22 protein-coding genes, 1 tRNA gene and 2 pseudogenes are annotated in these 24,230 nt (G+C 59.3%); 9 read left to right on the forward strand and 16 right to left on the reverse strand.

Translation table 11 applies throughout. From position 1 onward, the window contains the following. Positions 1-403: 403 nt before the first annotated feature. A complete protein-coding gene (locus C8K63_RS30430) occupies positions 404-544 on the reverse strand; it encodes a hypothetical protein (RefSeq protein WP_158273971.1) in 141 nt (46 codons plus the stop codon). Positions 545-1,195: 651 nt separating this feature from the next. On the opposite strand from C8K63_RS30430, the gene C8K63_RS29465 reads away from it, so the two are divergent. Next, complete coding sequence (locus C8K63_RS29465; protein WP_108219899.1) at positions 1,196-1,915, forward strand: AAA family ATPase; 720 nt, start codon at positions 1,196-1,198, stop codon at positions 1,913-1,915. A gap of 118 nt (positions 1,916-2,033) precedes the next feature. On the opposite strand, the pseudogene C8K63_RS29470 reads toward C8K63_RS29465, so the two are convergent. From C8K63_RS29470 to C8K63_RS29525, 10 genes and pseudogenes are all read right to left on the reverse strand, one after another. Then, positions 2,034-2,306 (reverse strand): annotated as a pseudogene (locus C8K63_RS29470) (DUF971 domain-containing protein); the annotation flags it as partial. Further along, positions 2,303-3,265, reverse strand: a complete 963-nt coding sequence (locus C8K63_RS29475; protein WP_108219900.1) for a HEAT repeat domain-containing protein — start codon at positions 3,263-3,265, stop codon at positions 2,303-2,305. The gene C8K63_RS29475 and the pseudogene C8K63_RS29470, both read right to left, overlap by 4 nt. Continuing rightward, a complete protein-coding gene (locus C8K63_RS29480; RefSeq protein ID WP_108219901.1) occupies positions 3,262-4,110 on the reverse strand; it encodes an ABC transporter ATP-binding protein in 849 nt (282 codons plus the stop codon). Before C8K63_RS29480 ends, C8K63_RS29475 begins: the two co-directional genes overlap by 4 nt. Continuing rightward, positions 4,110-4,892: an ABC transporter permease gene (locus tag C8K63_RS29485; RefSeq protein WP_108219902.1), complete on the reverse strand. Its 783-nt coding sequence runs from the start codon at positions 4,890-4,892 to the stop codon at positions 4,110-4,112. The genes C8K63_RS29480 and C8K63_RS29485 overlap by 1 nt, the downstream gene beginning before the upstream one ends. 146 nt (positions 4,893-5,038) lie before the next feature. Continuing rightward, positions 5,039-6,445: an ABC transporter substrate-binding protein gene (locus C8K63_RS29495; RefSeq protein WP_178086804.1), complete on the reverse strand. Its 1,407-nt coding sequence runs from the start codon at positions 6,443-6,445 to the stop codon at positions 5,039-5,041. A 238-nt stretch (positions 6,446-6,683) separates the two neighbouring features. Beyond that, positions 6,684-6,929, reverse strand: a complete 246-nt coding sequence (locus C8K63_RS29500) for a ferredoxin family protein (RefSeq protein ID WP_003180418.1) — start codon at positions 6,927-6,929, stop codon at positions 6,684-6,686. Between the two features lie 26 nt (positions 6,930-6,955). Continuing rightward, complete coding sequence (locus tag C8K63_RS29505; protein ID WP_108219903.1) at positions 6,956-8,686, reverse strand: fumarate reductase/succinate dehydrogenase flavoprotein subunit; 1,731 nt, start codon at positions 8,684-8,686, stop codon at positions 6,956-6,958. Continuing rightward, a complete protein-coding gene (locus tag C8K63_RS29510; protein WP_108219904.1) occupies positions 8,683-9,435 on the reverse strand; it encodes a GntR family transcriptional regulator in 753 nt (250 codons plus the stop codon). The genes C8K63_RS29505 and C8K63_RS29510 overlap by 4 nt, the downstream gene beginning before the upstream one ends. A gap of 214 nt (positions 9,436-9,649) precedes the next feature. Beyond that, positions 9,650-9,775, reverse strand: a pseudogene (locus tag C8K63_RS29520) (gfo/Idh/MocA family oxidoreductase); the annotation flags it as partial. 10 nt (positions 9,776-9,785) lie between these two features. Continuing rightward, the gene (locus C8K63_RS29525) at positions 9,786-10,673 is read right to left on the reverse strand and encodes a Dyp-type peroxidase (RefSeq protein ID WP_108219905.1); all 888 of its coding nucleotides are present in this window, start codon (positions 10,671-10,673) and stop codon (positions 9,786-9,788) included. Between the two features lie 390 nt (positions 10,674-11,063). Between C8K63_RS29525 and C8K63_RS29535 the strand changes: the two genes are divergently transcribed. Continuing rightward, on the forward strand, positions 11,064-12,689 hold the full coding sequence (locus tag C8K63_RS29535) for an NADP-dependent glyceraldehyde-3-phosphate dehydrogenase (protein WP_108219906.1): 1,626 nt from the start codon (positions 11,064-11,066) through the stop codon (positions 12,687-12,689). 44 nt (positions 12,690-12,733) lie between these two features. Further along, entirely contained in the window at positions 12,734-13,774 is a 1,041-nt protein-coding gene (locus C8K63_RS29540; protein ID WP_108219907.1) for an FUSC family protein, read from the forward strand. 15 nt (positions 13,775-13,789) lie between these two features. Here C8K63_RS29540 and C8K63_RS29545 read toward each other — a convergent pair whose 3' ends face one another. Beyond that, the gene (locus C8K63_RS29545) at positions 13,790-14,683 is read right to left on the reverse strand and encodes a DMT family transporter (protein ID WP_108219908.1); all 894 of its coding nucleotides are present in this window, start codon (positions 14,681-14,683) and stop codon (positions 13,790-13,792) included. 136 nt (positions 14,684-14,819) lie between these two features. On the opposite strand from C8K63_RS29545, the gene C8K63_RS29550 reads away from it, so the two are divergent. Both C8K63_RS29550 and C8K63_RS29555 read left to right on the forward strand, forming a co-directional pair. Next, a complete protein-coding gene (locus C8K63_RS29550) occupies positions 14,820-15,257 on the forward strand; it encodes an Lrp/AsnC family transcriptional regulator (protein ID WP_057396958.1) in 438 nt (145 codons plus the stop codon). A 56-nt stretch (positions 15,258-15,313) separates the two neighbouring features. Further along, on the forward strand, positions 15,314-15,643 hold the full coding sequence (locus C8K63_RS29555) for a YceK/YidQ family lipoprotein (protein ID WP_108219909.1): 330 nt from the start codon (positions 15,314-15,316) through the stop codon (positions 15,641-15,643). Positions 15,644-15,702: 59 nt separating this feature from the next. On the opposite strand, the gene C8K63_RS29560 is transcribed toward C8K63_RS29555, so the two are convergent. Continuing rightward, complete coding sequence (locus tag C8K63_RS29560; RefSeq protein WP_108219910.1) at positions 15,703-16,374, reverse strand: Bax inhibitor-1/YccA family protein; 672 nt, start codon at positions 16,372-16,374, stop codon at positions 15,703-15,705. Positions 16,375-16,497: 123 nt separating this feature from the next. Between C8K63_RS29560 and C8K63_RS29565 the strand changes: the two genes are divergently transcribed. The 4 genes from C8K63_RS29565 (at position 16,498) to C8K63_RS29580 (ending at position 20,354) form a co-directional block, all read left to right on the forward strand. Continuing rightward, positions 16,498-16,585, forward strand: a tRNA-Ser gene (locus tag C8K63_RS29565). A gap of 769 nt (positions 16,586-17,354) precedes the next feature. Further along, positions 17,355-17,915, forward strand: a complete 561-nt coding sequence (locus tag C8K63_RS29570; RefSeq protein ID WP_108219911.1) for a YSC84-related protein — start codon at positions 17,355-17,357, stop codon at positions 17,913-17,915. Positions 17,916-18,154: 239 nt separating this feature from the next. Next, entirely contained in the window at positions 18,155-18,454 is a 300-nt protein-coding gene (locus C8K63_RS29575) for a hypothetical protein (protein ID WP_108219912.1), read from the forward strand. Between the two features lie 160 nt (positions 18,455-18,614). Beyond that, positions 18,615-20,354, forward strand: coding sequence for a dipeptidase (locus C8K63_RS29580; RefSeq protein ID WP_108219913.1), 1,740 nt, complete (start codon positions 18,615-18,617; stop codon positions 20,352-20,354). A gap of 438 nt (positions 20,355-20,792) precedes the next feature. Here the strand turns inward: C8K63_RS29580 and C8K63_RS29590 are convergent, their stop codons facing one another. The 3 genes from C8K63_RS29590 to C8K63_RS29605 form a co-directional block, all read right to left on the reverse strand. Further along, positions 20,793-21,137 carry a DUF6124 family protein gene (locus tag C8K63_RS29590; protein WP_108219915.1) on the reverse strand — a complete coding sequence of 115 codons (345 nt, stop codon included), beginning with the start codon at positions 21,135-21,137 and terminating at the stop codon, positions 20,793-20,795. A gap of 633 nt (positions 21,138-21,770) precedes the next feature. Beyond that, positions 21,771-22,223, reverse strand: a complete 453-nt coding sequence (locus tag C8K63_RS29600) for a VOC family protein (RefSeq protein WP_108219916.1) — start codon at positions 22,221-22,223, stop codon at positions 21,771-21,773. Between the two features lie 116 nt (positions 22,224-22,339). Continuing rightward, positions 22,340-24,223 (reverse strand): feruloyl-CoA synthase, encoded by a 1,884-nt coding sequence (locus tag C8K63_RS29605; RefSeq protein ID WP_108219923.1) that lies wholly within the window; start codon positions 24,221-24,223, stop codon positions 22,340-22,342. Positions 24,224-24,230: the final 7 nt, after the last annotated feature.

Consider the following 24,230-nt stretch of genomic DNA (forward strand, 5'->3'; position numbering starts at 1 on the left):
AATGACGGTCTCTGCCCCGCGCACGCTCTTCAACTCTAGCTCCCTCAGTTTGCTGCGCGACAGCGCGGCGTCGAAGACGAGGCGGCCCCTCCTACAGAAATATTCTACTTAACATAGCAAGATCATTTCTGCTTACCAAAAACTAAAACACAGTTTCAAAAAGGAATTTCACAGTTCCACGCCAGAAACCAGCCACACTAGAACCGAACCAAACCACTAAGGTTCCTAACATCACGTAGGGCGCATCTTAAAATCCTACAGGAAAAGTCTTACAACACAAAAAACCCTCGCTTGCATCCAACACTAAAATCAACTAATCCTTGCAACACCTCCTAATATCAAGCGGCAAACCACACGAGCAAAAGCAAAATGAAAAACAACAAACCTGGAAAACGCCATTCAATTAACGAAAGAAAAGAAGCAACGACCCCACCCCCACAGAGAAACCAATCATGCCTAAAAATATTTGGCCCAGAGTTTTTTCCCTGACATCCATATTTATCAAAGAACAACTAAAAGAACCCATCGCTTTTTTCTGGATCATGATATCACCTTGTGCGATGTTCTATTTTTTCGCAACAACCAGGCAAGACCCCAACTATTTTTCGAACAACTACATTACGATTTCGGCATGGTTTTATGCCTACATATCTTCTAGCGTCGCATTATTTGGATTCGCCTTTTACATAATCGGAAGAAGAGAAAGTGGATTCACCCGATCATTTATTTACTCCAAGGAGTCAAAACTGATTTTTCTTTTATCACACTTCATTGCCTATTCTCTAATATCGATATCTTATTGCATAACTTTTTACGCAACCACCAAGTTTCCATTCGGAAACTACGACCTCAATGAACTACTGAATATCGCACTACGCTTTTACATCTGCTTTATCATGTTTTGCGCGATCGGGGCTGCATTCACATTGTTACCGATCAATTTTCAAAACTCGAACACTTTGCTTTCCATTTTTTCGTTCTGCATGTTGATCCTCGGAGTCATGAGTGCCAGCAGATCAAACCACATTACTGACGCCTTGAACCTCGCAAACCCACTAACACTTGCTAGCCAGATAATGGAACAAGGTCTTGAACCCAACAAAGCCATCACAATTGCAATAATTTTTTTATTTATCTCAGTACTGCACAAAACCTTCAAACACCTAAGAATCAATCCCGTATGGAGCCGATACTGATGAAAAAATTCACGGCGCAGAGCATTGACTTCTCCTATACAGACAACCCCCTCTTGACCCAGGCATCTCTTGAGGTTGGTCAAGGCGACATTGTCGGCATTCTGGGACCCAATGGATCTGGAAAAACAACTTTTTTCGATATCGTCTGTGACCTTAAAAAAGCAAAGTCCGGTTTCATAAAAAACGACTTCAGTCAGTTTTTATACCTTTCTCAAATCATCACCACTCCCCCGCCGCTGCGCATGCGTGACATTTTTACAATGGTGACTGCGCTGTCATCAAGCGAACCGATGACACAGGATAAGACCTTAAAAAAACTAAGTGCATGGAGCCCTGCGATAGTTGACCGATATCAAGACATATGGAACAAAAAATCATCGCTATGCAGCTACGGAGAGACACGCTGGTTCTTTACGCTCTCTCTTCTTTCAATTTCTGCAGACTTCGTGATTCTCGACGAACCTACCGCCGGTGTAGATCCGGAATTTCGGCGCTATATTTGGCAGTGTCTACGCGGCGCTGCCAGTGAGGGCACCGCCATTCTGGTTTCCTCGCACAATGTTGATGAAGTCATTAACCATTGTGATTATTTTTACATGATTAGCCAGAAACGCTTCAATCGCTTTGCCAATGGTAGTGAGTTCATGCATCGGTATGGAGTAAAGACTGTGGATGATGCGTTTATCCGAGCCGTTACTGAACCGGTATTTACAACATAAAGCCGGTCGACTGCTCGCCAAAAACGCCAAGGCGTACCGATTTTTCCAACTACATGGCTTTATCGTTCACGTCCATCGCGAGCAGGCTCGCTCCCACATTTGATTGAGCAGTTCCGGGGGTGAGTTGTGCCAGGTAGGCCCACGGATAAATCCCCCGCTCATGCCCATCGCTGAAGACCAGTTGCAGGCCATACCCTTGCGGATTCAGTTCGATCACCTGAACCCGCTCATCCACCATCGGCGCCATCCCCCGCAACCGAAACGCCCGGCACTGCGAGCACGGGCACTGGCGGCGCAGTTCGGCATGATCCAGCAGTTGCTCGCGGCCATCCGGCCAGTTCAGGCGCAACTGCTGTTTGCTGCGGGAATTGCCAATCGCCAGTGGGTTCATTGCAGTTGGCTCAAGGCAATGCGCACGGCCTTGCGCACTTCAGGGTCGCCGTCGTCTTGCGCGGCCTGCAATGCTGCAATGGCCCCTGGGTCGTTCAATTCGCCGAGGGCCAGCGCGGCTTCCTTGCGCAGGTTGCTGATGCGGTGGCTGAGGGTGTCGATCAGCGCATCGAGCGCCGGTACAAAACGCAAGCGACCGAGGCTGCGGGTGGCGCGCAGGCGCACCTGCCAGTAATCGTCGTCCAGGGCGTCGATCAGGGCCGGGCCGGCGTCGGGGTGGCCGACCTTGCCCAGGGTGGTGGCGGCTTCTTCGCGGACTTGCCAGGCAGCGTCGCGCAAGGCCTGGCGCAGGGCCGGCAGCACTTGCGCGTCAGACGCCAGGCCCAAGGCCCCGGTGGCAGCACGCCGAACTTCAGTGTCCGGGTCAGCGCTGGCCAACCGCGCCAGTGCCGGCAAGGCATCGAGCTGCTTGAGCCAGCCGAGCACGCCCACCGCCTCGCGGCGCACGCTGGCGCTTTCATCAATCAGTGCCCGGGCCGCCGCAGCGGCGGCATCGGGGCAACGCAACTCGCGCAACGCCCGGAACGCGGCGATGCGTACGCAGCTGTCGGCGTGCCCGGTCCACGGCAGGATGACCCGGCCCGCCGCTTCACTCTTGAGCAGGCTGAGGCTTTGCGCAGCGGCCGCCTGCACCGCCGACGACGGATCTGTTAGGGCCTGGCACAACGCTTCGACCACGGGCGAGTCCTCCCAGGCTTCCAGCAACCGCGCGGCTTCGGCGCGAACCTCTGCAATCGGGTCTTCGGCCAGTCGATTGATCAACCACTGCAGGCCGTCCGGCTCCTCGAGATCGGCCAACTCAATCAGTGCGATCCGGCGTACACCGGGGTCGTCATCGGTCAGACGCGGTTGCAGGGCTAGAATGTCGTCGTTATCGGTTACATCGAATAGTGAGGTCATAGGGCAAATCGCGGCAGTTTGTTTTCAGGGGGAAGTCCGAGCGGGTTCAGACGCGGCAGTTGCCGACCGTCTTCGTGCCGCAGGAGTTCGAGGCAATGGCGCTTGAGGTGCGAGAATTCAGGGCGGGTCATTAGTTCCGTGCTGCGCGGCCGGGGGAAGTCCAGGCGCAGGTCTTCGATGATTCGCCCGGGGCGCGGGCTCATGACCAGCAGGCGATCGGCGAGGAACAGCGCTTCGTCGATGTCATGGGTGACAAACACCACGGTGGTGCGGATGCGCGTCCAGATGTCCAGCAGCAGTTCCTGCATGTTCAATCGGGTCAGGGCATCGAGGGCCCCGAAGGGTTCGTCCATCAGCAACAGGCGCGGACGGTTGACCAGCACCCGGGCAATTTCCACCCGTTGCTGCATGCCGCCGGAGAGCTGGTCGGGCCAACGCCCGGCAAACCCTTCGAGGCCCACCAGTGCGAGGATTTCATCCGCTGCCATGTGCCGTTCAGCCTTGCCGACGCCCCGCATTTTCAAGCCGAACGCCACGTTGTCACGCACGGTGCGCCACGGAAACAGCGTGTGCTGCTGGAACACCATGCCGCGCTGGGGCGATGGGCCCGACACCGCTGCGCCATCGACATTCAGCGTGCCGGTGCGCGGTTCCAGGTGGCCGGCCAGAGCCCCGAGCAAGGTCGATTTGCCGCAACCGGACGGCCCGAGAATGCACACGAACTGCCCCGATTCGATCTGGCAGTCGAGGCCCTGCACCGCTTCGAAGGCAGTGTCGCCCTCGCCCAGGCTGATCGACAGCCCGTGAATATCGATACGCCCTTGCAGGTGTTGAAAAACGCTCATCAGGCTTTTCCTCGTGGTCGATGCCAGGGTGTGAACAGCCCGCCCAGACGCTTGATCAACAGGCTGCTGCCCATCCCGAGCACGCCGATCAGCAACATGCCGACCACAATGTCGGCGTAGTTCTGGATGGTGTAGGACTCCCAGGTGTAATAGCCGATGCCGAATTGGCCGGAGATCATTTCCGCCGTCACCAGGCAGAACCACGAGGTACCCATGCCGATGGCCAGGCCGGTGATGATGCTCGGCGCAGCGCCCGGAAGAACGACCTCCAGCAGGATGGCCCGGCGCCCTGCCCCGAGGCTTTTCGCCGAGGCGATCAGCCGTGGGTCGACGCCTTCGACGCCGTGCACGGTGTTGAGCAGGATCGGGAACAGTGCACCGGTGAAGGTGATGAACACCATCGACAGCTCCGACGAGGGAAACATCAGGATCGCCAGGGGAATCCATGCCACCGCCGGGATCGGCCGCAGCACTTCCAGGGGTGGCAGCAACAGATCTTCGGCCCACTTCGAGCGGCCGATGGCCAGGCCCAGGGCCACGCCAATGATCAGCGCCGCGAGGTAACCGGCGAACACCCGGCCGAGACTGCTACCCAGGTGCTGCGCGAGCTTACCCGAGTCGCCGAGGCCGAGGGCGGCTTCAATGACCGCCACGGGTGTCGGGACGTTGGCAAAGGTCACCAGGCCAAGGTTCCAGTGGTGGCTGGCGGCAAGTTGCCAGAACAGCAGGCAGAGCAGCAAGGATGCGACTCTGGGGATCCAGCGTGAATATGATCGGTACACAATTATTCCTCTTAACCCGCCTCCTGTAGGAGCGAGCTTGCTCGCGATGGACTCAAGAACGCCGCGTTTCGTCAGTAGACATGCGTTATCGTTAACGACCATCGCGAGCAAGCTCGCTCCTACAGGGGGTTGTAGTGTTTTGCCGGTTAGCGCACTGCCACGGCCTGGGCTGTGGCATCGGTGAAATCAAAGACCTTGCCGCCCTGGGCCGTGGCGAACTGCTGGGCCTGGCCTTTGAGCAGGAACGCGCTCAGTTGCCCTTTTCCATCGGTGGCAAACCACGCCTGGTCCGCCAGCAACTTGATCCCGCTGTCGCTGGCCTGGGCGTACACCGCGCGGATGTTTTTGCCTTCCTGCTTGAGGGCTGCCAGCGCGGCAAACGCCGCTTGCGCCGAGGCGTACTGGCGAACCTTCGGCTCGCCGCGCACCCAGATTTCCGCCACGTGGCTGAAGTCGGTGATGGCTTGGCCGCTGGCGGCATCGACGGCCTTGAGCGGTGTCTGCTGGTAGTTCGCAAGCTGCGCGCTGTAGTCCAGGTTCGAGGCCTTGAAGGCGGCGCGGATGTACTGGTCGTCGATGAAAGTGTTGAGATCAAGACCGCGATCGGCCTTCTTCAACAACTTGAGGGTATCGATGGCGGTGCCCACGGCCTGGCGATATTCCGGTTTCCAGCTCAGGTCGCGGGTCTGCACACCGAGAGGGCCATGAAACAGGTAGTTGACCTCGGCATCGACCCCGGTGACCTTGGCGATCAACTCGCTGTACTTCTCCGGCTCAGCCGCCAGCAGCTGGTTGGCTTCGATACTCGCCCGCAGGTAAGCGACGACGATTTCCGGGTACTTCTTCGCGTAGGCCTGATCGACCAGCGCACCGTGGAAGGTCGGCGCGTTGGCCTGGGCGCCGTCATAAATCTTGCGGGCGAAACCCCGGCTGGGGAACAGTTCGGCGAAGGGCACGAAGTCAGCGTGAGCATCGATCTTGCCGGCCTGCAACGCGGAGCCGGCGACTTCCGGCGGTTGGGCGATGATGTTCACGTCCTTGAGCGGGTCCCAGCCCTGGGCCGTCACGGCGCGTAGCAGCATGCCATGGGCGGTGGACGCGAACGGTACGGAGATGGTCTTGCCTTTCAGCTCTGCCAGCGACTGCACGCCCGATGCGCTGGGCACCACGATGCCGTTGCCGCTGCCCTTGATGCTGCCCGACAGCACGCTGATGAACAGGCTGTGCTTGCCCGCCGTTTCGAACGCCACGCCGTTGAACGCGCCGGGGAAGTCGGCCATGGCGCCGAAGTCGAGTTTGCCGGCCACCATCTCGTTGGTCAGGGGGGCGCCGCTGGTGAAGTTTTTCCACTGCACCTCGTATTGGGCGTCTTTGTAGGGGCCGTCGTGGGGCAGGTATTTGTCCAGTAGTCCCAACTCGCGAATCAACAGGCCTCCGGCGGCGCAATTGATAGTGGTGTCCTGGGTGCCGATGGCAATGCGGATGGTTTCGGCCGAGGCCGACAGGGTGAATGAAGCCAGTACCAGACCGGCCAAAGCTGCACGCAACATCATGAGTGTTTCCCCTCGAATCATTTATTGGATGTTCGTCTCCGCCACGATCAGGGCGTGGTGGGAAACGAGGGGTGTTGTGAATCAGGCGTCCGGTGGTGCCGGATGGCGTTTTTGGGTGTCTGCAGTCGATCCACTGTGGGAGCGAGCCTGCTCGCGAAAGCGTCTTGTCAGTCGATGAAGATGCCAGCTGTGCCGGCCTCTTCGCGAGCAGGCTCGCTCCCACATTTGTGATTGTGTTTCAGCGCAGCAGGTACGGGATTTCGACTTTCACCGCCCCGGTCGGGCAGTCCTTTTCACAGGGCATGCAGTACCAGCATTCATCGAACGCCATATAGGCCTTTTGCGTAGCCGGGTTGATCGCCAGCAGGTCCATCGGGCAAACGTCGACGCACACGGTGCAGCCTTTGTGAGCGATGCATTTGTCCTCGTCGACCGTGACCGGTGCGTTGGAGCGAAAGAAAATTTCCTGGGGTTGGTAAGCCATGTTCGGTCTCTCTTTTGTTGTCGGCATCAAGCCGCATCGGCACCGACCCGCAACCGGTCGTAGGCCTGCATCTCGTCGGCATCCAGCGGGATGATGTAAGGCTCGACGGCTTTCTTGAAACTGCTCATCAAACCGTTTTCGTCTTTCTTCAGGTGGCAATGGCAGAACCAGTCGCGGTCGTTGCGTTGCGGGTGATCGACGCGATGGTGGTACAGCCCCCAGCGGCTTTCGGCGCGGAACAATGAAGCGCGGGCGGCCATTTCGGCACAGTCGCGGATCATGCTGACTTCCATGGCGCGCATCAGCTCGTGGGCGTTGTGGGCCTTGAGCTGGTCGAGATCGCGTTGGATGTCGCTGAAGCGTTGCAGGCCGATCTGCATCTTTTTCGTCACTTTCGGCGGTTGCAGATAGTCGTTGACGAAGCGCCGCAGCTTGTATTCGACCTGCGCTGGCGGCAGGCCGTGTTCGCGGTCCAGCGGCGCGTAGACCCGTTGTTTTTCGGTTTCGATCTGCGCGGCATCCAACGCAGAAAACTCACGCCCGGCGACAAAATCCGCTGCGTTGTTACCCGCAAACCAGCCATAGGTGAACGCACCGAGCATGTAGTTGTGCGGCACGGCGGCCATGTCACCGGCCGAGTACAAGCCCTTGACCGAGGTCTCGGCCTTCTCGTTGACCCACACCCCCGACGCCGAATGCCCGCTGCAAAAGCCGATTTCCGAAATGTGCATCTCGACCATCTGCGTGCGGTAGTCGGTGCCGCGATTGGCGTGGAACTGGCCGCGACTCGGACGCTCGTTGCTGTGCAGGATCTCTTCGATGTTCTGGATGGTTTCCTCGGCCAGGTGATCGAGCTTGAGGAACACCGGGCCATTGCCGCTTTCCAGCTCCTGGTGGAATTCCCACATCATCTGCCCGCTCCAGTAGTCGCACTCGATGAAGCGTTCGCCCTTGTTGTTGGCGGTGTAGCCGCCCAAGGGGCCGGTGACGTAGGCGCAGGCCGGGCCGTTGTAGTCCTTGATCAGCGGGTTGATCTGGAAGCATTCCAGGTTCGCCAGTTCGGCCCCGGCGTGGTAGGCCATCGAGTAACCGTCGCCGGCATTGGTCGGGTTTTCGTAGGTGCCCATCAGGTAGCCGGAGGACGGCAACCCCAGGCGTCCGGCGGCACCGCAGGCGAGGATCACCGCCTTGGCCTTGATCACATGGAAGTCCGCCGTGCGGCAGTCGAAGCCCATCACGCCGTTGACTGCGCCCTCTTCGTCTTTGAGCAAACGCGTGCACACCAGGCGATTGGTGATGCTCACTCGCGCGCGTTTCAACTGCCGGTACAGGACTTTTTTGATGTCATGCCCTTCCGGCATCGGCAACACATAAGCGCCCATGTGGTGGACCTTTTTCACCGCGTAGTCACCGGTTTCGTCCTTCTCGAATTTCACACCCCAGCGGTCCAGTTGCTCGATCGTCTCGAAGCTGTGGGTGGCATAGGCGTACACCGCAGCCTGATTGACGATGCCGTCGTTGGCGATGGTGATTTCCTTGGTGTATTGCTCAGGCGTCGAGTGACCGGGAATGATCGCGTTGTTCAGGCCGTCCATGCCCATGCTGATCGCGCCGCTGCGCTTGACGTTGGCCTTGTCGATCAACAACACCCGCAGGTCGCGGTTGCGCTCCTTGGCCTTGATCGCCGCCATGGGGCCGGCAGTGCCACCGCCGATCACAACGATGTCGTATTCCTGCTCCAGCGTGCTGCGCGTCATGCCTGCTCCCCTTTTTGCCGGTCGATCCGCAGGCGGTACTGGAAGGCATCGCCACGGTAGTAAAGGTGTTCGAAGTCCAGCGGCCAACCGTCGACATCGTGGGTCAGGCGCTCAATGCGCATGATGGGTGAACCAGGTTCGACGTTCAGCGCCCGGGTCAGGTCGCTGTCGGCCAGTACTGCATCGATGGCCAGGTCGGCGTGCCCCAGGACCAGGCCGCAGTCGTTTTCCAGGATCTGGAAAATGTCGCGGGTGACCAGGTCGGCTTTTTCCAGGCGCTCGCCAATGGCCTTGGGCAGGTAAGTGATCTCCAGGGAAATCGGCTTGCGATTGATCAGGCGCAACCGTTTGACCTGCGCCACAACCTCGCCTTCGGCGACCTGTAAACGCTCGGCGACGAGCTTGTTGGCGGCAATGAATTTGAAGCTGCGCAGGCGGTTGATCACCTCGTAGCCGCGACCGGTCATGGACTCGGCCAGGCCTTGCAGGGTGCTGACGTTCTGGAAGGTTTTCGGCTTGGCGACGAAGGTGCCTTTGCCGTGGATCTTGAAGATCAGCCCTTCTTTTTGCAGGTCACCCAAGGCCTGGCGCACGGTGATGCGGCTGACCTTGAACAACGTGCCAAGCTCGCTTTCGGAGGGCATCTGGCTGTCTTGCGGGTATTTGCCGTCGAGGATGCGGGTACGCAGCACGTCTCGCAGCTGGGTATGCAACGGGACGCTGCTCAGGGATAGAACGTTATCGGTCATGGCAGATCACTTGTTATAACGAGTTATGACGTGATCTTAGAGAGGTTATTACACGCTTGAGAAATACCGAATGCGCATAAGGTTAGATGCGCGATGCAACCCAAAACTGTGAGCTGCCGAAGGCTGCGATCTGTTGATTTTGTTTTTTAAAGCCAGGATCAAAAGATCGCAGCCTCCGGCAGCTCCTACAGGAGATTGTGTGTGGTCTGAGGGATCAGCAGCGCTTGAGGATCTGATCCATGACCCAACCGGTTTTCAGCGCTTCCCCGGCCACGGCCGGGTGCTGCGCCTCACCACGAATATGCGCATTCATGCCCATTACGTGGTGCCACTGAATGTGTGCGGGCTGCTTAGCCGACGCGCAATGCGCGCAGGTCCAGTCGACCATCCTTGAGCGGCGGGCACCAGTAGTAGCCACCGGTAATCGGACGGCTGATGCGGTACAGACCGTCGGTGATGCCGTCTTCCAGGCCACTCATGCGGCGCAGTTGGGCTTCGAAGGCGTCGAGGGAAAAACCGAAGGCCAGGAACATCAGGCCGGCGCGGTCGCCTTCGATCCACGGCATCGAACGGCGCACCACGAAGGCCTCAGGCGCAAAGCTTTCCTGGGCGGTGCGTTTGACGTGGGCGGAAACCGGCGCGTCGTCGATCTCTTCGTTATCGCTCAAGCGCCGTCCCATGATGTTGTCTTTTTCATCCGCCGACAGCCCATGGAAACCTTTCAAGTCATGCTGCCACTGCTGGATCGCGGCGAAGCTGCCACCCACCGTGCCATCCACGCCCTCACCCACCAGGGCGGCGGTCACGGCAGCTGCGTCGTGGGGGTTCTCGGTGCCATCTTCGAAACCGGTCAGGTCATGGCCGGTCATGTGGCGGAAGGTTTCGTTCATCTGCACCAGGCGCAACGCCGGGGCCAGCGCGGCGGCGATGACGTTGCTGCGGTTGAGCAACTCACCACGGTCTTCACCGTGCAGCCAGCACCAGAGCGCGTGCTGGGTCGACGGATTTTCGACGCCCACACCGGTCAACGCCGGAAAGGTTCGCAGGCCATCGATCTGAACGTGCAGCGCTTTGATCAGCGATTCACCGAAGCCGACGACAGCCGATTTCCCGTCCACCAGTTGCATCAAGTTGTCGAGCGCGACCGGCAATGCCTCGACGGATTCGAGGGCGAAGAACATATGGCGGGCTTGAGGCGGAACGGGGGTGGCGAGAATGCCCGGCTGGTAATAGCTCATATGAACTCCTTGAAAAAGAGCATGGAGTTTAACCGCAGTACGAGGGTTTGTGTGCCGTCAGAGGTCAGGAACCTGTGGCAAAAGGGGCTTCTATGGCGAGGGGGGCTTTCTCTGCGGGTCGACGGGGTTTTCGGCTCTTCGCCGCACCCCGCCAGCAACGCCGCAAAGACGCACCCCACCAAGGCCAAACAAAGGCTAGGCTTTTCAGTTGATCGGGTTGAGGGCATTGGGGACCAACAAGGGGCACCTCTGAGGCCATGACCGTAGGGGTCGATGAATCCGCGATCCTTCACGCTGTGCGGCAAAACGCTGAAATGAGTCATGACAAGGGTTGCTGAGGTCTGCTAAAACGATTCATCAGTGCATTATCCAATCCAGAGGGGTAGCGACATGACCACAGCCAATAGTCTCCAGAACCTGTTCCCGAGCCCCGCCGACATCCCGGAAAAGTACCGCCTTGACGGCCAGTCCGAGCAGCGTGAGTACCTGGTCGATGGCGTACTGAAAACCTGGAACGGGCCACTGGCCCAGGTCCGCAGCCCGGTGTACCTGACCGGCGCTGATGGCGACGAGCAAGTGATCCTCGGCAGCACGCCGCTGCTCGATGCCGAGACCGCATTGACCGCCCTCGACGCTGCCGTCCGAGCTTATGACCGGGGCCAGGGATTGTGGCCGACCATGCGCGTGGCCGAGCGCATCCAGCACGTCGAAACCTTCCTGGGGCGCATGCGCGAGCAGCGCGACGCCGTGGTCAAGCTGCTGATGTGGGAAATCGGCAAGAACCTCAAGGACTCGGAAAAGGAGTTCGACCGCACCTGCGACTACATCGTCGACACCATCAATGCGCTCAAAGAACTCGACCGCCGCTCCAGCCGTTTCGAACTGGAACAGGACACCCTCGGCCAGATCCGTCGCGTGCCGATGGGCGTCGCCCTGTGCATGGGGCCTTACAACTATCCATTGAACGAAACCTTCACCACGCTGATCCCGGCGCTGATCATGGGCAACACCGTAGTGTTCAAGCCGGCCAAGCTCGGCGTGCTGCTGATTCGCCCGCTGCTGGAAGCCTTTCGCGACAGCTTCCCGGCCGGGGTGATCAACGTCATCTACGGCAGCGGCCGCGAGACGGTCAGTGCGCTGATGGCCAGCGGCAAGATCGACATCTTTGCCTTCATTGGCACCAACAAGGCCGCCAGCGACCTGAAAAAACTCCATCCGAGACCCCACCGCTTGCGCGCGGCACTGGGCCTGGATGCGAAAAACCCAGGGATAGTCCTGCCGGAAGTGGATCTGGACAATGCGGTCAGTGAGGCGGTGACCGGCTCGCTGTCATTCAATGGCCAACGCTGCACCGCGCTGAAGATCCTGTTTGTCCACGAAGACGTGGTCGAGTCCTTCATCGACAAATTCAATGCCAGGCTCGCCAACCTCAAACCCGGCATGCCCTGGGAAAGCGGCGTGGCCCTGACGCCACTGCCGGAATCGGGCAAGGTCGACTATCTGCACTCTCTGGTGGCGGATGCCGAAAGCAAGGGCGCCAAAGTGGTCAACCCCAACGGTGGTGAGGCTCGTGCGTCGTTCTTCTACCCGGCGGTGCTGTACCCGGTCACGCCGCAGATGCGCGTTTATCAGGAAGAACAGTTCGGCCCGGTCATCCCCATCGTGCCGTACCGTCATCTGGACACCGTGATCGACTACGTGCTGGAGTCGGACTTCGGCCAACAGTTGAGCATCTTCGGCACCAACCCGGTGGCGGTCGGCCGGCTGGTGGACACCTTCGCCAATCAGGTCGGACGCATCAACCTCAACGCCCAATGCCAACGCGGCCCGGACACCTACCCCTTCAATGGTCGCAAGAACTCGGCCGAAGGCACCTTGTCGGTCCATGACGCACTGCGGGTGTTTTCGATCCGCACCCTGGTGGCCACCAAGTTCCAGGAGACCAACAAGGACCTGATCAGCGAGATCATCAGCGGCCGCAGTTCGAGCTTCCTGACCACCGACTACATCTTCTGAGGAGAGCCAGCCTGAGTACATCCAGAGCCCATCGGCTGCCACCCTTGCTGCGCCGACTGCTGCGTCCGTTGCTGGACCCGTACCGGCGCTACCGCCATGCCCGGGTGATCCATGCGGTGCGGGTGTCGCTCGGATTGCTGGCGACCATCCTGCTGACCACCGGCATCCATCTGCCCCACGGTGAGTGGGCGTCGGTGACGATGCTGGTGGTGATCGGCGGCTTGCAGCATCACGGCAACATCGGCAAGAAAGCCGCCGAGCGTGCCATCGGCACCTTGATCGGCGCCGGCGTCGGCCTGGCGCTGGTGGCACAACAGGCCTGGCTCGGGATGCCCTGGCTGACCTATTTCGCGATGTCGGTGGTCTGTGGGTTTTTCTCGTATCACGCCATCGGCAAGGGGGGTTACACGGCGCTGCTGTCGGCGATTACCGTGTTCATCGTCGCCGGGCACGGCGACAACCCGGTCACCGATGGCTTGTGGCGCGGGGTGGATATCCTGATCGGCATTGCCCTGGCCCTGGCGTTTTCCTTCGCCCTGCCGCTGTACGCGGTGTATTCCTGGCGCTACAACCTGGCCGATGCGCTGCGTGATTGCGCGAAAGTCTACGGGCGCATCATCGATGGCCAGGCCATCACTGCCGACGAACACCTCAAGCTCATGACCCGCCTGAACGCGGTGATGGTGCAACTTCGCTCACTGATGCCGTCGGTGTCCAAGGAAGTGAAGATTTCCATGACCGAGCTGGATGCCATCCAGCGCAACCTGCGCATGTGCGTCAGCACCCTGGAAATCCTCGGCAATACCCGACCGGATGCCAATGATCCCGAGGCGATGAGGCTCCTGCAAACGGCATTGAAAGCCGAGCATCGACAGATTCGAGTGCAATTGATCGGCATGGCCCGGGCGTTGAAATCCGGTGCGGCCCAGCGGCTCAATCGCCCCGTGGATGTGCCCCTTGTCAGCCTCGATGCACCGGTCTACAACACGCTGGACGGCTATCGCTTGTTGACCCAACAACTGGCCGCCAACGTCGGCGAGATGCGCCAGCGACTGGCCAGCAATGCGCCGCGCTGGAACATCTGACGCCTGGCTAGCGGGTTACGGCGTCACCGTGCGTCGAAACTTCAATGACCAGCCTTGTTGCATGCCGGCAGCAGCCAGCAGGATCGCCGCGACCCCGATCCATTGCAGCGGCTCCAGACGATGGCCGAAAGCAAACCAGTCGACGAAAATCGCCGCAATCGGGTAGATGAAGGACAGCGCCCCCGTCAGCGCAGTCGGCAGTTTTTGAATCGCGCCGTACAGCAACACGTACATCACACCGGTGTGCACCATGCCCAATGTCACCAGGCTGGCCCACGCACTCGGTGCCTGCGGCAATACCGAAAGATTCGCGAATGGTGCGAGCAACAACACACCCGTGCTGACCTGGATCAGCGCGATCAAATGCGGCGGTGTGCCGGTCAAACGCTTGATGATCAGCGCCGCAATCGCGTAGAGAAACGCCGCACCCAACGCCAAGGCAATGCCCGTCAGGTAATCGCTGCCGCTCTCGCCCTGGCTGCCATGGGCACTGACAATCGCCAGCATCCCGAGAAACGAAACGCCCAGCCAGGTCAGTTTCTGCGCGGTGATCCTTTCGTTGAGGAACAAAGCCGCCAGCCCGACCAGCATGAACGGCTGGACGTTATAGACGGCGGTGCCGATGGCAATGGACGCCCGGGAATAGGACGCGAACAACAACACCCAGTTGCCGACAATCGCCACACCGCTGAGCACGGCGAGCAAGAACGTGGTGCGGGTCAAAATGCCGGGGCGCAAAAAGCCGAAGCCTGCGCAAATCAGCAGCAAGGTGACGGCACCGAACAGGCAGCGCCAGAACACCACATCCAGCACCGGTTGCCCGGACACCAGCACGAACCAGCCGATGGTGCCGGAGATCAGCATGGCGGCCGTCATTTCGAACGAACCGCGGCGTAGGGATTTGTCCATCATCAGACTCCTGTGTTTGTGGCCAAAGTATGCCAATGCACCTGGGGGCTACTCCAGAGCAAAAAGCAGGCTAAACTCGGGATCTGCCTTTTTTATAAAGGGCGTTTTGAATAAATGCCTAACAGAGGGTTTCGCCATGACCGATGACATCGACCAGGTGCTGATCACGGCCCTGATGGAAGACTCGCGACGTTCGCTCAAGGCCCTGGCGCAAATCAGCGGCCTGTCCTCCCCCAGCGTTGCCGAGCGTCTGCGCCGCCTGGAAGAACGCGGCGTGCTCAAGGGCTACACCGTTGAAATCGACCCGAAATGCTTTGGCTATCAACTGCAAGCCATCGTGCGTATTCGCCCGTTGCCGGGGCAATTGCAGGAAGTGGAACGGCAAATCATGGCCATTCCCGAATTCACCGAGTGCGACAAGGTCACCGGCGACGACTGCTTCATCGCGCGCCTGCATGTGCGCTCGATGGAACAACTGGACACCCTGCTCGACCGCCTCAACACCCTCGCGGAAACCAATACGGCGATCGTCAAGAAAACTCCGGTCAAGCGCCGATTGCCGCCCATGGCGTGAGTGATATTTGTTTCAGCCTGAAGTAGATTGACGGTTTCCGGCGAAGGATTGACGGCATGAAAACTCAGGCAATGCTACTCGTGGCAATGATGCTGGCGGGTTGTGGCACGATTCAGACGGTTGTACGCAGTGACGAAACGGCCGCAAAAAGCCTCAAGGAACAAAAGAGTTATTGCGGTGCGGTACCGCGAATCTATAGCGGCGTGACCTACGATTTTTGCTACCTGAATGCGCCCCTCGAAGAGGGTCGGGACGCGCAGGTACATAGTTTCGCCCCGGCTATTGTGCTGCTCGACGTGGTCGTGTCCGGAGCGATGGATACGCTGCTGCTGCCCTACACCATCTACCGCCAGCAAGCCGATGGCAGCATTGTCATTGTCGAGTAACCCTGAATTTCAGCTAATAAAAAACCCGCCTGGGCGGGTTTTTTACTCAATGCCGACGATCAGTCATCGCGACCCATGATGCCGAACAGCTGCAACAGGCTGACGAACAGGTTGTAGATCGATACATACAGGCTGATGGTAGCCATGATGTAGTTACGCTCGCCGCCATGAATGATGGCGCTGGTCTGGAACAGAATGCAGACCGAGGAGAACAGCACGAATCCTGCGCTGATCGCCAGTTGCAAACCGCTGATCTGGAAGAACATGCCCGCCAGCGTCGCACCCAGCAGCACGAAGAAGCCTGCCGTGATGAAGCCACCGAGGAAGCTCATGTCCTTGCGGGTGATCAGCACATACGCCGACAGACCGCCGAACACCAGCGCGGTCATCGCGAACGCCGAGCTGACCACTTCAGCGCCGCCCTGCATACCCAGGTAACGGTTGAGGATCGGGCCCAGCAGGAAACCCATGAAGCCGGTCAGGGCAAATGCCGACACCAGGCCCCAGGCCGAATCACGGAGTTTGTTGGTGAGGAAGAAAAGACCGTAGAAGCCGATCAGCACCACGAAAATGTTCGGGTAGCCAACATGCATCTGCTGGGCAACGTAGGCTGTCACACCGCTGAATGCCAGGGTCAGGGCGAGCAAGCCGTATGTGTTGCGCAGGACGCGGCTAACCTCTAGCTGCTCAGCCTGCACGCTGTTATTAACTGCGTAATCCTGTTCGCGCATGGCGACACTCCTGTTGGTTTGAAACGTTCAGTCGCAAAGATCATAACAGACGCCCTGTAACAAGCTACGCAGAGAGTTTGACAGTGTGTTTCATTCAGGTATTATGGCGCCCGCAACGCAAACGGAGGTGTGGCCGAGTGGTTTAAGGCAACGGTCTTGAAAACCGTCGACTGTAACAGGTCCATGAGTTCGAATCCCATCGCCTCCGCCATCTTTATACGACAAAGCCCTGATTATTCAGGGCTTTGTCGTTTCTGGGGTTTGGTGAAAATCTCGCCGCTCGACAAGCGTTCCATAATTTTCTCAAGAAAATTGCAGCTTCCGCTAAATTGACCAGCCCGACAGCGATCAGCTCTTCGTGTCAGCCCTGTCATATCGTTGTCACATCCACCCAGCACAATGGGATCAGCCAAATGGATTTGGCCCATCTACAGAGAGCCCGGCCGACGCCGGGCTTTTTCATTGCTACGACATGCTTTTCACGAAACGCTCACAAGATGGAGCGCAGATTGGATGAACAAAAGGATTTGACCCCAAACAGAAGGCCCGTCATTGCGCGGGCCTTTTGCTGCCTGCTGCGTTTTTCTCTGACGAATATGAGGCGGCCATGCGCCTGCGAGACGATCCCAGCCCCGCCCTACTCAGCCGACTCAATCAGAACATCAATGCTGCGGATGCCAACAGCACTTCGACTTTGCGTTCAGGCCGGTGTTATCGGCCACCACCCGAAATCACGGTGTGAAAATACTGGACGCCAGAGGCCAGAAGCAAAACTGACAGCGAACCCGGTCATTACGCAGTGGTCATAACAGCTGAAGGCATCGCAAATGATCAGTGGCCCCGAGCCAACTTCATTCAAGAGCGATGCCTGCAATTCACACACTTCAGGGTGCGCCGGATAACCTCAGCGGATTCGGTTCCTGCCTGACGCAGGCGCTTGCCACTGCTCTCATCCAATGCTCCCTCGGCGGAGTAGGCAAATGACTCAATCAATGCGGTTCTTCCTGTCGATCTTCCTCGTGACGGCATCATTGGCATCGGCCAGTTTCCTGAACACTGCAGGAGCGGCCACCGCCGAGGATCTGAATGCCGACTCTCGACAAGCGTTGCTAACGCTCTACAAGACCAATCCTTTTTCCGAAACCATCTCGCACAAAGCCAAAGCGGCGCTTGTTTTCCCGAACATCATCAAGGCCGGTCTTGTGTTCGGCGGCAGCTATGGCGAAGGCGTACTGATGAAAGGCTCGAAAGTCGAGAGTTACTACAACTCCGTCAGCGGTTCATGGGGGCTGCAGGCCGGCGCCCAGTCGTATGGCTATGTGGTTTTCCTGATGACCGATAATGCCGTGAAATATCTGGCCGACACCAAGGGCTGGGAAATCGGTGTAGGGCCAACGGTTGTTTTAGTGAATGCAGGGGTTGCGAAGAACCTGTCCAGCTCGACGCTCAAAGACGACGCCTACGCGTTCATCTTCGACCAGCAAGGGCTGATGGTGGGGGTCAGCATCGAGGGAACGAAGATTTCTCAGATCAAGCGCTAGCGTCAGCCGTTTGATTGACCATCGGGAGTGTGATGGCGGCCTATGCCAATCCGGATGGGTTTTCCCGTTCAGGCCAGGCTGCCCTCACGCCTGGCGCACGGACTCAGCTAATGATTGGGAAGTAGACGAAAGGTGCGGCAGGATCGGTGCCGCAAGGATAGGCTCAGAGAAAGAGTGTGCCCAGCCCTGATCGGGCCAGGTACGATCTCAACTACGCCTCTTGCTACAGGGGAACCGGGATGACGGGAAAAACTGCGCGTCAATGCTCGTCATGGATCCTGCTTTCCCTGCTCGCCATCGATCTGGCACTGACAGCGGGATGTTCAGGCAAAGCCACCACAGCTCGCTATTCAGCTCCAGACACGGGTTCAACCTGCTATGCAAAAGCCCTTCCCACTGTCGGCGAAGGCGGCCTCGCCTGGGCGGACACCCTGGACATGGCTCGCCAGAAATCCCTGGATAATTGCATCCACTATGCGGGCCGATCCGGCGGCACGCCGAATACCTGCCACGTGGTGATGTCGGAATGTAAGCATTGATAGAGCGGTTTTTCGTTTCTGCGCCGCTTTTGCATTTCTGTGCGACAGATCCCACTTCAGGGGCTCCCGTTTCACACGCTCGTGGTGTTAGTTTTGAAAAGTTTCTGATCAAACGATCAGATATTTCTTACAAACCGCCTGCAAAGGAATGCCCCCAGCAATGGATTTTTCACTCAAGCACCTGGCTGCGACCACCCTCATGCTCGCCAGCCTTTCATCGTTCACCACCGCTGCCCACGCCAACAACACGCCACAACAGAGCGCGATCATCCTCAAGACCTTCAGTGATGCATCGGTCAAGGATTTCAGACAGTTCCTGGGCGACTTGTCCAAGAGCGATATCGCCAAAACCGACAACCTCGGCCCGGCCATCCGTGCATTCCTGGGCAACAAGACGCTTGGCGCCGGGCAGCAAAACGAAATTCATCGCCTGCTTGGCCTCTACGCCCGGGTGAAATACGGCAGCGCGGCCACCGAAACCCTGAAGGAGCTGGTGGCCATTCCAACCGTACGCGTGGATGGTGTTGCCCAGCACGACAATCCCGAATTTCTCAAGATTGCCGAGAAGATCAAGGGCCTCGCCCTGGCGTTCAACCTGAACTTTCGCAACGTCGATAACCGTGTCTATGAAATCTCCCTGGAAGGCGCTGGCGATGAAGTCGTGGGCATTCACGCCCATGCCGATGTGGTGCCGGTGACGCCCGAGAACTGGGTGCTGCAGGACGGCACCCGCCTCGATCCGTTCAAGGTCACCCTGATCGGTGATCGCATGTATGGCCGCGGCACTGAAGATGACAAGAACGGCATCGTGGTCGCGCTCTACGCCATGAAGATCATTAAAGAAGAGCAGTTGCCGCTGGCCAGACACTTCAAGCTGCTGGTCGACACCACCGAAGAGACCACGGGTGACGCCATCCCCTACTACTTCGAACGCAATCCGACGCCCAACTACAATCTGGCGCTGGATGGCGGCTATCCGGTGGTGATCGCCGAAAAAGGCTACGGTACGGTCATGGCCAGCTTCGCCAAGCGTGCCGCACAAGGCAAGGGCGCAGAAATCACCTCGATGACCGGCGGCCTGGCCACCAACCAGATTCCGTCGACATCGGTCGCGACCCTGGTGACCGACAAGCCCGCCGAACTGGTCGCCAGCCTGCAAAAGGCCGGCACTGACTATGCCAAGCGCAATGGCGGTAACTTCGAGGTCACTGCCAAGGTCGACGGCAAGGACGTCAAACTGACGGTCACCGGTGTGTCCGCGCACTCCTCCGAGCCCGAGTCCGGCATCAACCCGGTGGCGAGGATGCTCGACTTCATCAATAGCCTCGATGGCAAGGTCGCGGTAAAGCACAACCAGATCACTGACGCCGCCCGCTACGCCGCCGACAACTGGGGGCTGGACTACCTGGGCGGCAAGTTGGGGGTCGGTTTTGCCGATGAGTTCATGGGCCCGCTGACCACCTCCCTGACCTATGTCGGGATGGATGACACAGCCTTCAAACTCGCGGTCAACCTGCGCGTGCCGAAGGGCAAGACACCGGAAGTGCTCAAGTCCGAAATCGCCGCAAAACTGGACGCCTGGAGCAAGAAGACCAGCATCGCACCAACCTTCGACCTGTCGATTGCCAAACCGATGTACCGCAACCCCGAGGGTGAATGGGTCAAGGCCCTGCTCGCGGTGGCCAGCGAAAACCTCGGCATGGAACACAAGTTCGGCACCTCCGCGGGCGCCACGTCCGTGCATGAACTGCCCAACGGCGTGCAGTTCGGCCTGGCCATGCCGGAGGTCAAATACACCGGTCACAACGACAACGAGTTCAAGACCACCGAGCAGTTCCTGCTGGACCTGCAGATCGTGACCGAAATGATGGGCCGCATCGGACAATTGCCGAAGCTTTGATCCCCCTTCGGACCCGCCGCCCTGGCGGGTCCATTGCTTTCACTCCCAAATCACACGCCGGCTCCCTTGTAGGAGCGAGCTTGCTCGCGAAAAACCAGAGGACGCTGCGGTAAGTCTGGTTTCCCGCGTCATCGTTGGCCTCCATCGCGAGCAAGCTCGCTCCTACGGGTCGATTTGATCCAGCACCCGGTTCGCCGTGATCTCCTGTAGGAGCGAGCTTGCTCGCGAAAAACCAGAGGACGCTGCGGTAAGTCTGGTTTCCCGCGTCATCATTGGCCTTCATCGCGAGCAAGCTCGCTCCTACGGGTCGATTTGATCCAGCACCCGGTTCGCCGTGATCTCCTGTAGGAGCGAGCTTGCTCGCGAAAAACCAGAGGACGCTGCGGTAAGTCTGGTTTCCCGCGTCATCGTTGGCCTCCATCGCGAGCAAGCTCGCTCCTACGGGTCGATTTGATCCAGCACCCGGTTCGCCGTGATCTCCGCCAGCATCACGCTGTTGGAAATGCCCAGCAGCGCATTGCGCGACCCACCGTCCAGATGATCCACCAACTGATGGACCATCACATCGACCGACGCGAGGGTTTCGACCAGATAAACCATCAAGGTTTCGGGACTCGCCTGCGGGTCCACGGTGAACATGCTGCTGGGTGCGCGGGGTGTGGCTTTGATATCGGCAATCGAGGGGATGTGACAATCGAGGGCGGCTTCGTTGAGCCTGGTTGAGTCGGGTTCATTTAGGGAGACCGGATCGGCGTCCGGCGGGTTTGGCGTTACCTTGAACATATTTCTGTCTCCAAAAAATGGAGCCATCACCGACTTGCGACTAAACAAGGTGGGTGGCAGCTGTACGCAGGTTAGTCGACCGGGGAGACACGAAACCGGCGCGCCCGAAGGCGCCCTGCGCACAGCTACCATGAAGTGCAGGCATGAAATGACCTGACTGACTGGATGCAAATACGCTTCGTGAAACCAACGGGCGACTAAACCCGATCACTGATGGGCAGTGACACGAATCAAGTTACCGATGGCCTCCAAGGCGCACAAGCCGGCGGATTCTGGCGTAACCGTAGGCAATGGCGCAAGGTCTTGTAGCTTGCATGAAGCAACCTTAAACGCCTTTAAACAAACGCTCTCCGGCGATGTTGAGTGACATGGCGTACTTGCCCGGATTGATGAAAAACCTCATGAACCCTTGCCGATTTACCCCTCCAGTCCTGTTTTCGCACCTGAAGTCACAGCAGTTCAGGTTCCGGTCCAGCCTGCCGGCAATGCCTCGGTGCATGGCGCGCTGTTGCCCGGCGAGCCCTCTTACAGCGAGCACTTCTATTCGATCTGCCCGTTCCTCGACTGGCCCGCGGACCAGGTGGCCAGTGCCGACCAGGTGCCGGGCACAGAGGCGCCCCTCCAGCGATGAGCTCATCGAGAAACGTGCTGCCCGAGCTCCTGGGCCAGCCCGATGAGAATGCCTTCGGGCCCCCGTATGTAGCAGAGCCGATACGTGTCTTCGTACCGGACCACTTTGCCGACGAGCTGCGCGCCGCGTTTGTGGAGCCTGGCGAGCGTGTCGTCGATGTCCTCCACTGTGAACATGACGCGCAGGTAACCGAGGGCATTCACCGGGGCGCTGCGGTGATCGGCGACCACAGGTGGTGCGAGGAATCGGGATAACTCGAGCCGGCTGTGACCGTCCGGCGTACGCATCATGGCAATCTCGACGCGCATGTCGCGCAATCCCGTGACGCCATCTGCCCAGTCGCCTTCGATGGGGGCGCGCCCCTCGAGTTCGAGGCCTAGTTCGGTGAAGAACTCAATGGCAGCGTCGATGTCGTCTACAACGATGCCGACGTTGTCCATACGCTTGACCGTCATGATGTCTCCTTGCCGTCTAACGTAACGCCACCTAGCTTGGCATTCCCAATCAAGACGACGAAATAAACTGGACCAGCGGGGTCAGGTTCTCGATCAATAGCGCCGCTCGCCTGCACTCACGACTTCACCCCGGCACGCAGGATGGCCGGATCGAGCCCCCGATACAGCGCCTCGACCTGTTCCGCGCGCCACTGCAATACCGCACGCTGATTGATCGAGCCCTTGTCGGTGATTTCACCCCGGTCGATGGACGCCGGCTCGTCGAGCAAGGCGATCCACTCCAGGCGACTGGCATTACCGGAGGCGTCGCGATTGAGTCGCTGCAACCAGCCGGCGAACCACTCGCGCACCGGCGCGCTGGCCAGCACCTCGGTGTCGCTGGCACTGGCTGCCAGCCCTGACAGCCGTCGACATTCAAACATTCGCGCAAAGACCAGCGCGCCCAGGCATTCCCGATCCGGCGCGGTCACCACCAGGTCCTGGACAAAGGGCGAACCTTCGAGCACCGCCCGGCTGCGCAAAGGTCCGACGCTGACGAACACCCCGGATGACAACTTGAAATCTTCGGCGATGCGCCCGTCGAACATCAGCCCCAATTGCGGATCGCGCGGGTCGGCGAGCTTGAGCGCATCGCCGGAACAGTAGAAGCCCTGCGGGTCGAACGCATCGCGCGTCTGCTGCGGTGACCGCCAGTAGCCGGGCATGATGTGCGGCCCACGAAAGCGCCCTTCCAGTTTGCCGTCCACCGGCACCAGGCGCACCTCGCAACCGGGCGCCGGCAAGCCGACATAACCGGCCATGGACAACGGCCCGGTGGTGAAGGTGCAAGACGGCGAAGCCTCGGTCATGCCGAGCCCGGCCATCATGCGGATACGCTCGCCGCAGTGCTGTTCGCTGATCCGGTCGAGTCGGTCCCAGACACTTTGCGACAGACCGGCAGCGGCAAAGAAGAACAGGCTGATGCGTTTGAAAAAGATCTCCCGCAGCTCCGCGTCCTGTTCCAGTGCCGAGGCCAGCTCTTCCCAGCCCTTGGGCACGGTCAGGTAGGCGGTGGGCGACACTTCCTTGAGGTTACGCAGGGTCTGCGCGAAACCCTGCGCCGTCGGCTTGCCGTCATCCAGGTAAAAGCTGCCACCGTTGTAGAGCACGATGCCAACGTTATGGCTACCACCGAAGGTGTGGTTCCACGGCAGCCAGTCCACCAGCACCGGCGGTTCTTCGCCGAACACCGGAAACGTCTGCAACAGCATCTGCTGGTTGGCGCACAGCATGCGCTGGGTGGTGATCACCGCCTTGGGCAGCTTGGTCGAGCCGGAGGTGAACAGGAACTTGGCGATGCTGTCCGGCCCCGTGCTGGCAAACGCGGCATCGGCCTCGGCCCCGCCCGGCTGCTCGAGCAGGCTGGCAAAGCTGACCTGACGACGCCCCGCTACTTCGCCCCGGACGGTAATCATGGGCGTTTCAGTGGGTAGCACGGCATCGATGGCACGCTGGTAGGTCGAGGCATCACTGACAAATACCAGGCCGGGTTGCAGCAGGTCGCAGACGTGACGCAGCTTGGCGAAATCCTGGGACAGCAGCGAATAGGCCGGCGACACCGGGCAGTAGGGAATGCCCGCATACAGGGCGCCGAAGGCGAGCTGCAAATGCTCGATGTCATTGCCCGAGAGCAGCACCAGCGGTTTCTCTGCGGACAGGCCGTAACTCAGTAAGCTCTGGGCAATCGCCCGGACACTGTCGAGCATCTCGGCGTAACTGACCCGGCGCCAGTTACCGTCGGCCTGGCGGGCGGCGATAAAGGTCTGCTCTGGACGCACACGGGCCCAATGCACCAAACGGTTGAGCAACCGCGGCGGATACTCGGCCAATGGCTCCAGGGAACGAATGTGCAATGCGCCCTGCTGTTCTGTCACCTCGACCGCTGCGCGACCGATGGACACATGACGGTAGCGCGGCGCGCCGGCCTCGGTGTGGGGTTGCGATCTGAATTCGGAACTCACGTGCTTG

Source organism: Pseudomonas sp. GV085, assembly GCF_003050925.1.
Taxonomy (GTDB): Bacteria; Pseudomonadota; Gammaproteobacteria; order Pseudomonadales; family Pseudomonadaceae; genus Aquipseudomonas.

Coding starts and splice junctions, on each gene's coding strand:
- C8K63_RS29600 (WP_108219916.1), bottom strand. CDS start 22,223: ATGACGGTCAAGCGTATGGACAACGTCGGCATCGTTGTAGACGACATC.
- C8K63_RS29500 (WP_003180418.1), bottom strand. CDS start 6,929: ATGGCTTACCAACCCCAGGAAATTTTCTTTCGCTCCAACGCACCGGTC.
- C8K63_RS29465 (WP_108219899.1), top strand. CDS start 1,196: ATGAAAAAATTCACGGCGCAGAGCATTGACTTCTCCTATACAGACAAC.
- C8K63_RS29535 (WP_108219906.1), top strand. CDS start 11,064: ATGACCACAGCCAATAGTCTCCAGAACCTGTTCCCGAGCCCCGCCGAC.
- C8K63_RS29580 (WP_108219913.1), top strand. CDS start 18,615: ATGGATTTTTCACTCAAGCACCTGGCTGCGACCACCCTCATGCTCGCC.
- C8K63_RS29510 (WP_108219904.1), bottom strand. CDS start 9,435: ATGACCGATAACGTTCTATCCCTGAGCAGCGTCCCGTTGCATACCCAG.
- C8K63_RS29505 (WP_108219903.1), bottom strand. CDS start 8,686: ATGACGCGCAGCACGCTGGAGCAGGAATACGACATCGTTGTGATCGGC.
- C8K63_RS29570 (WP_108219911.1), top strand. CDS start 17,355: ATGACTCAATCAATGCGGTTCTTCCTGTCGATCTTCCTCGTGACGGCA.
- C8K63_RS30430 (WP_158273971.1), bottom strand. CDS start 544: ATGATCCAGAAAAAAGCGATGGGTTCTTTTAGTTGTTCTTTGATAAAT.
- C8K63_RS29475 (WP_108219900.1), bottom strand. CDS start 3,265: ATGACCTCACTATTCGATGTAACCGATAACGACGACATTCTAGCCCTG.
- C8K63_RS29550 (WP_057396958.1), top strand. CDS start 14,820: ATGACCGATGACATCGACCAGGTGCTGATCACGGCCCTGATGGAAGAC.
- C8K63_RS29590 (WP_108219915.1), bottom strand. CDS start 21,137: ATGTTCAAGGTAACGCCAAACCCGCCGGACGCCGATCCGGTCTCCCTA.
- C8K63_RS29495 (WP_178086804.1), bottom strand. CDS start 6,445: ATGATGTTGCGTGCAGCTTTGGCCGGTCTGGTACTGGCTTCATTCACC.
- C8K63_RS29545 (WP_108219908.1), bottom strand. CDS start 14,683: ATGGACAAATCCCTACGCCGCGGTTCGTTCGAAATGACGGCCGCCATG.
- C8K63_RS29575 (WP_108219912.1), top strand. CDS start 18,155: ATGACGGGAAAAACTGCGCGTCAATGCTCGTCATGGATCCTGCTTTCC.
- C8K63_RS29555 (WP_108219909.1), top strand. CDS start 15,314: ATGAAAACTCAGGCAATGCTACTCGTGGCAATGATGCTGGCGGGTTGT.
- C8K63_RS29560 (WP_108219910.1), bottom strand. CDS start 16,374: ATGCGCGAACAGGATTACGCAGTTAATAACAGCGTGCAGGCTGAGCAG.
- C8K63_RS29480 (WP_108219901.1), bottom strand. CDS start 4,110: ATGAGCGTTTTTCAACACCTGCAAGGGCGTATCGATATTCACGGGCTG.
- C8K63_RS29525 (WP_108219905.1), bottom strand. CDS start 10,673: ATGAGCTATTACCAGCCGGGCATTCTCGCCACCCCCGTTCCGCCTCAA.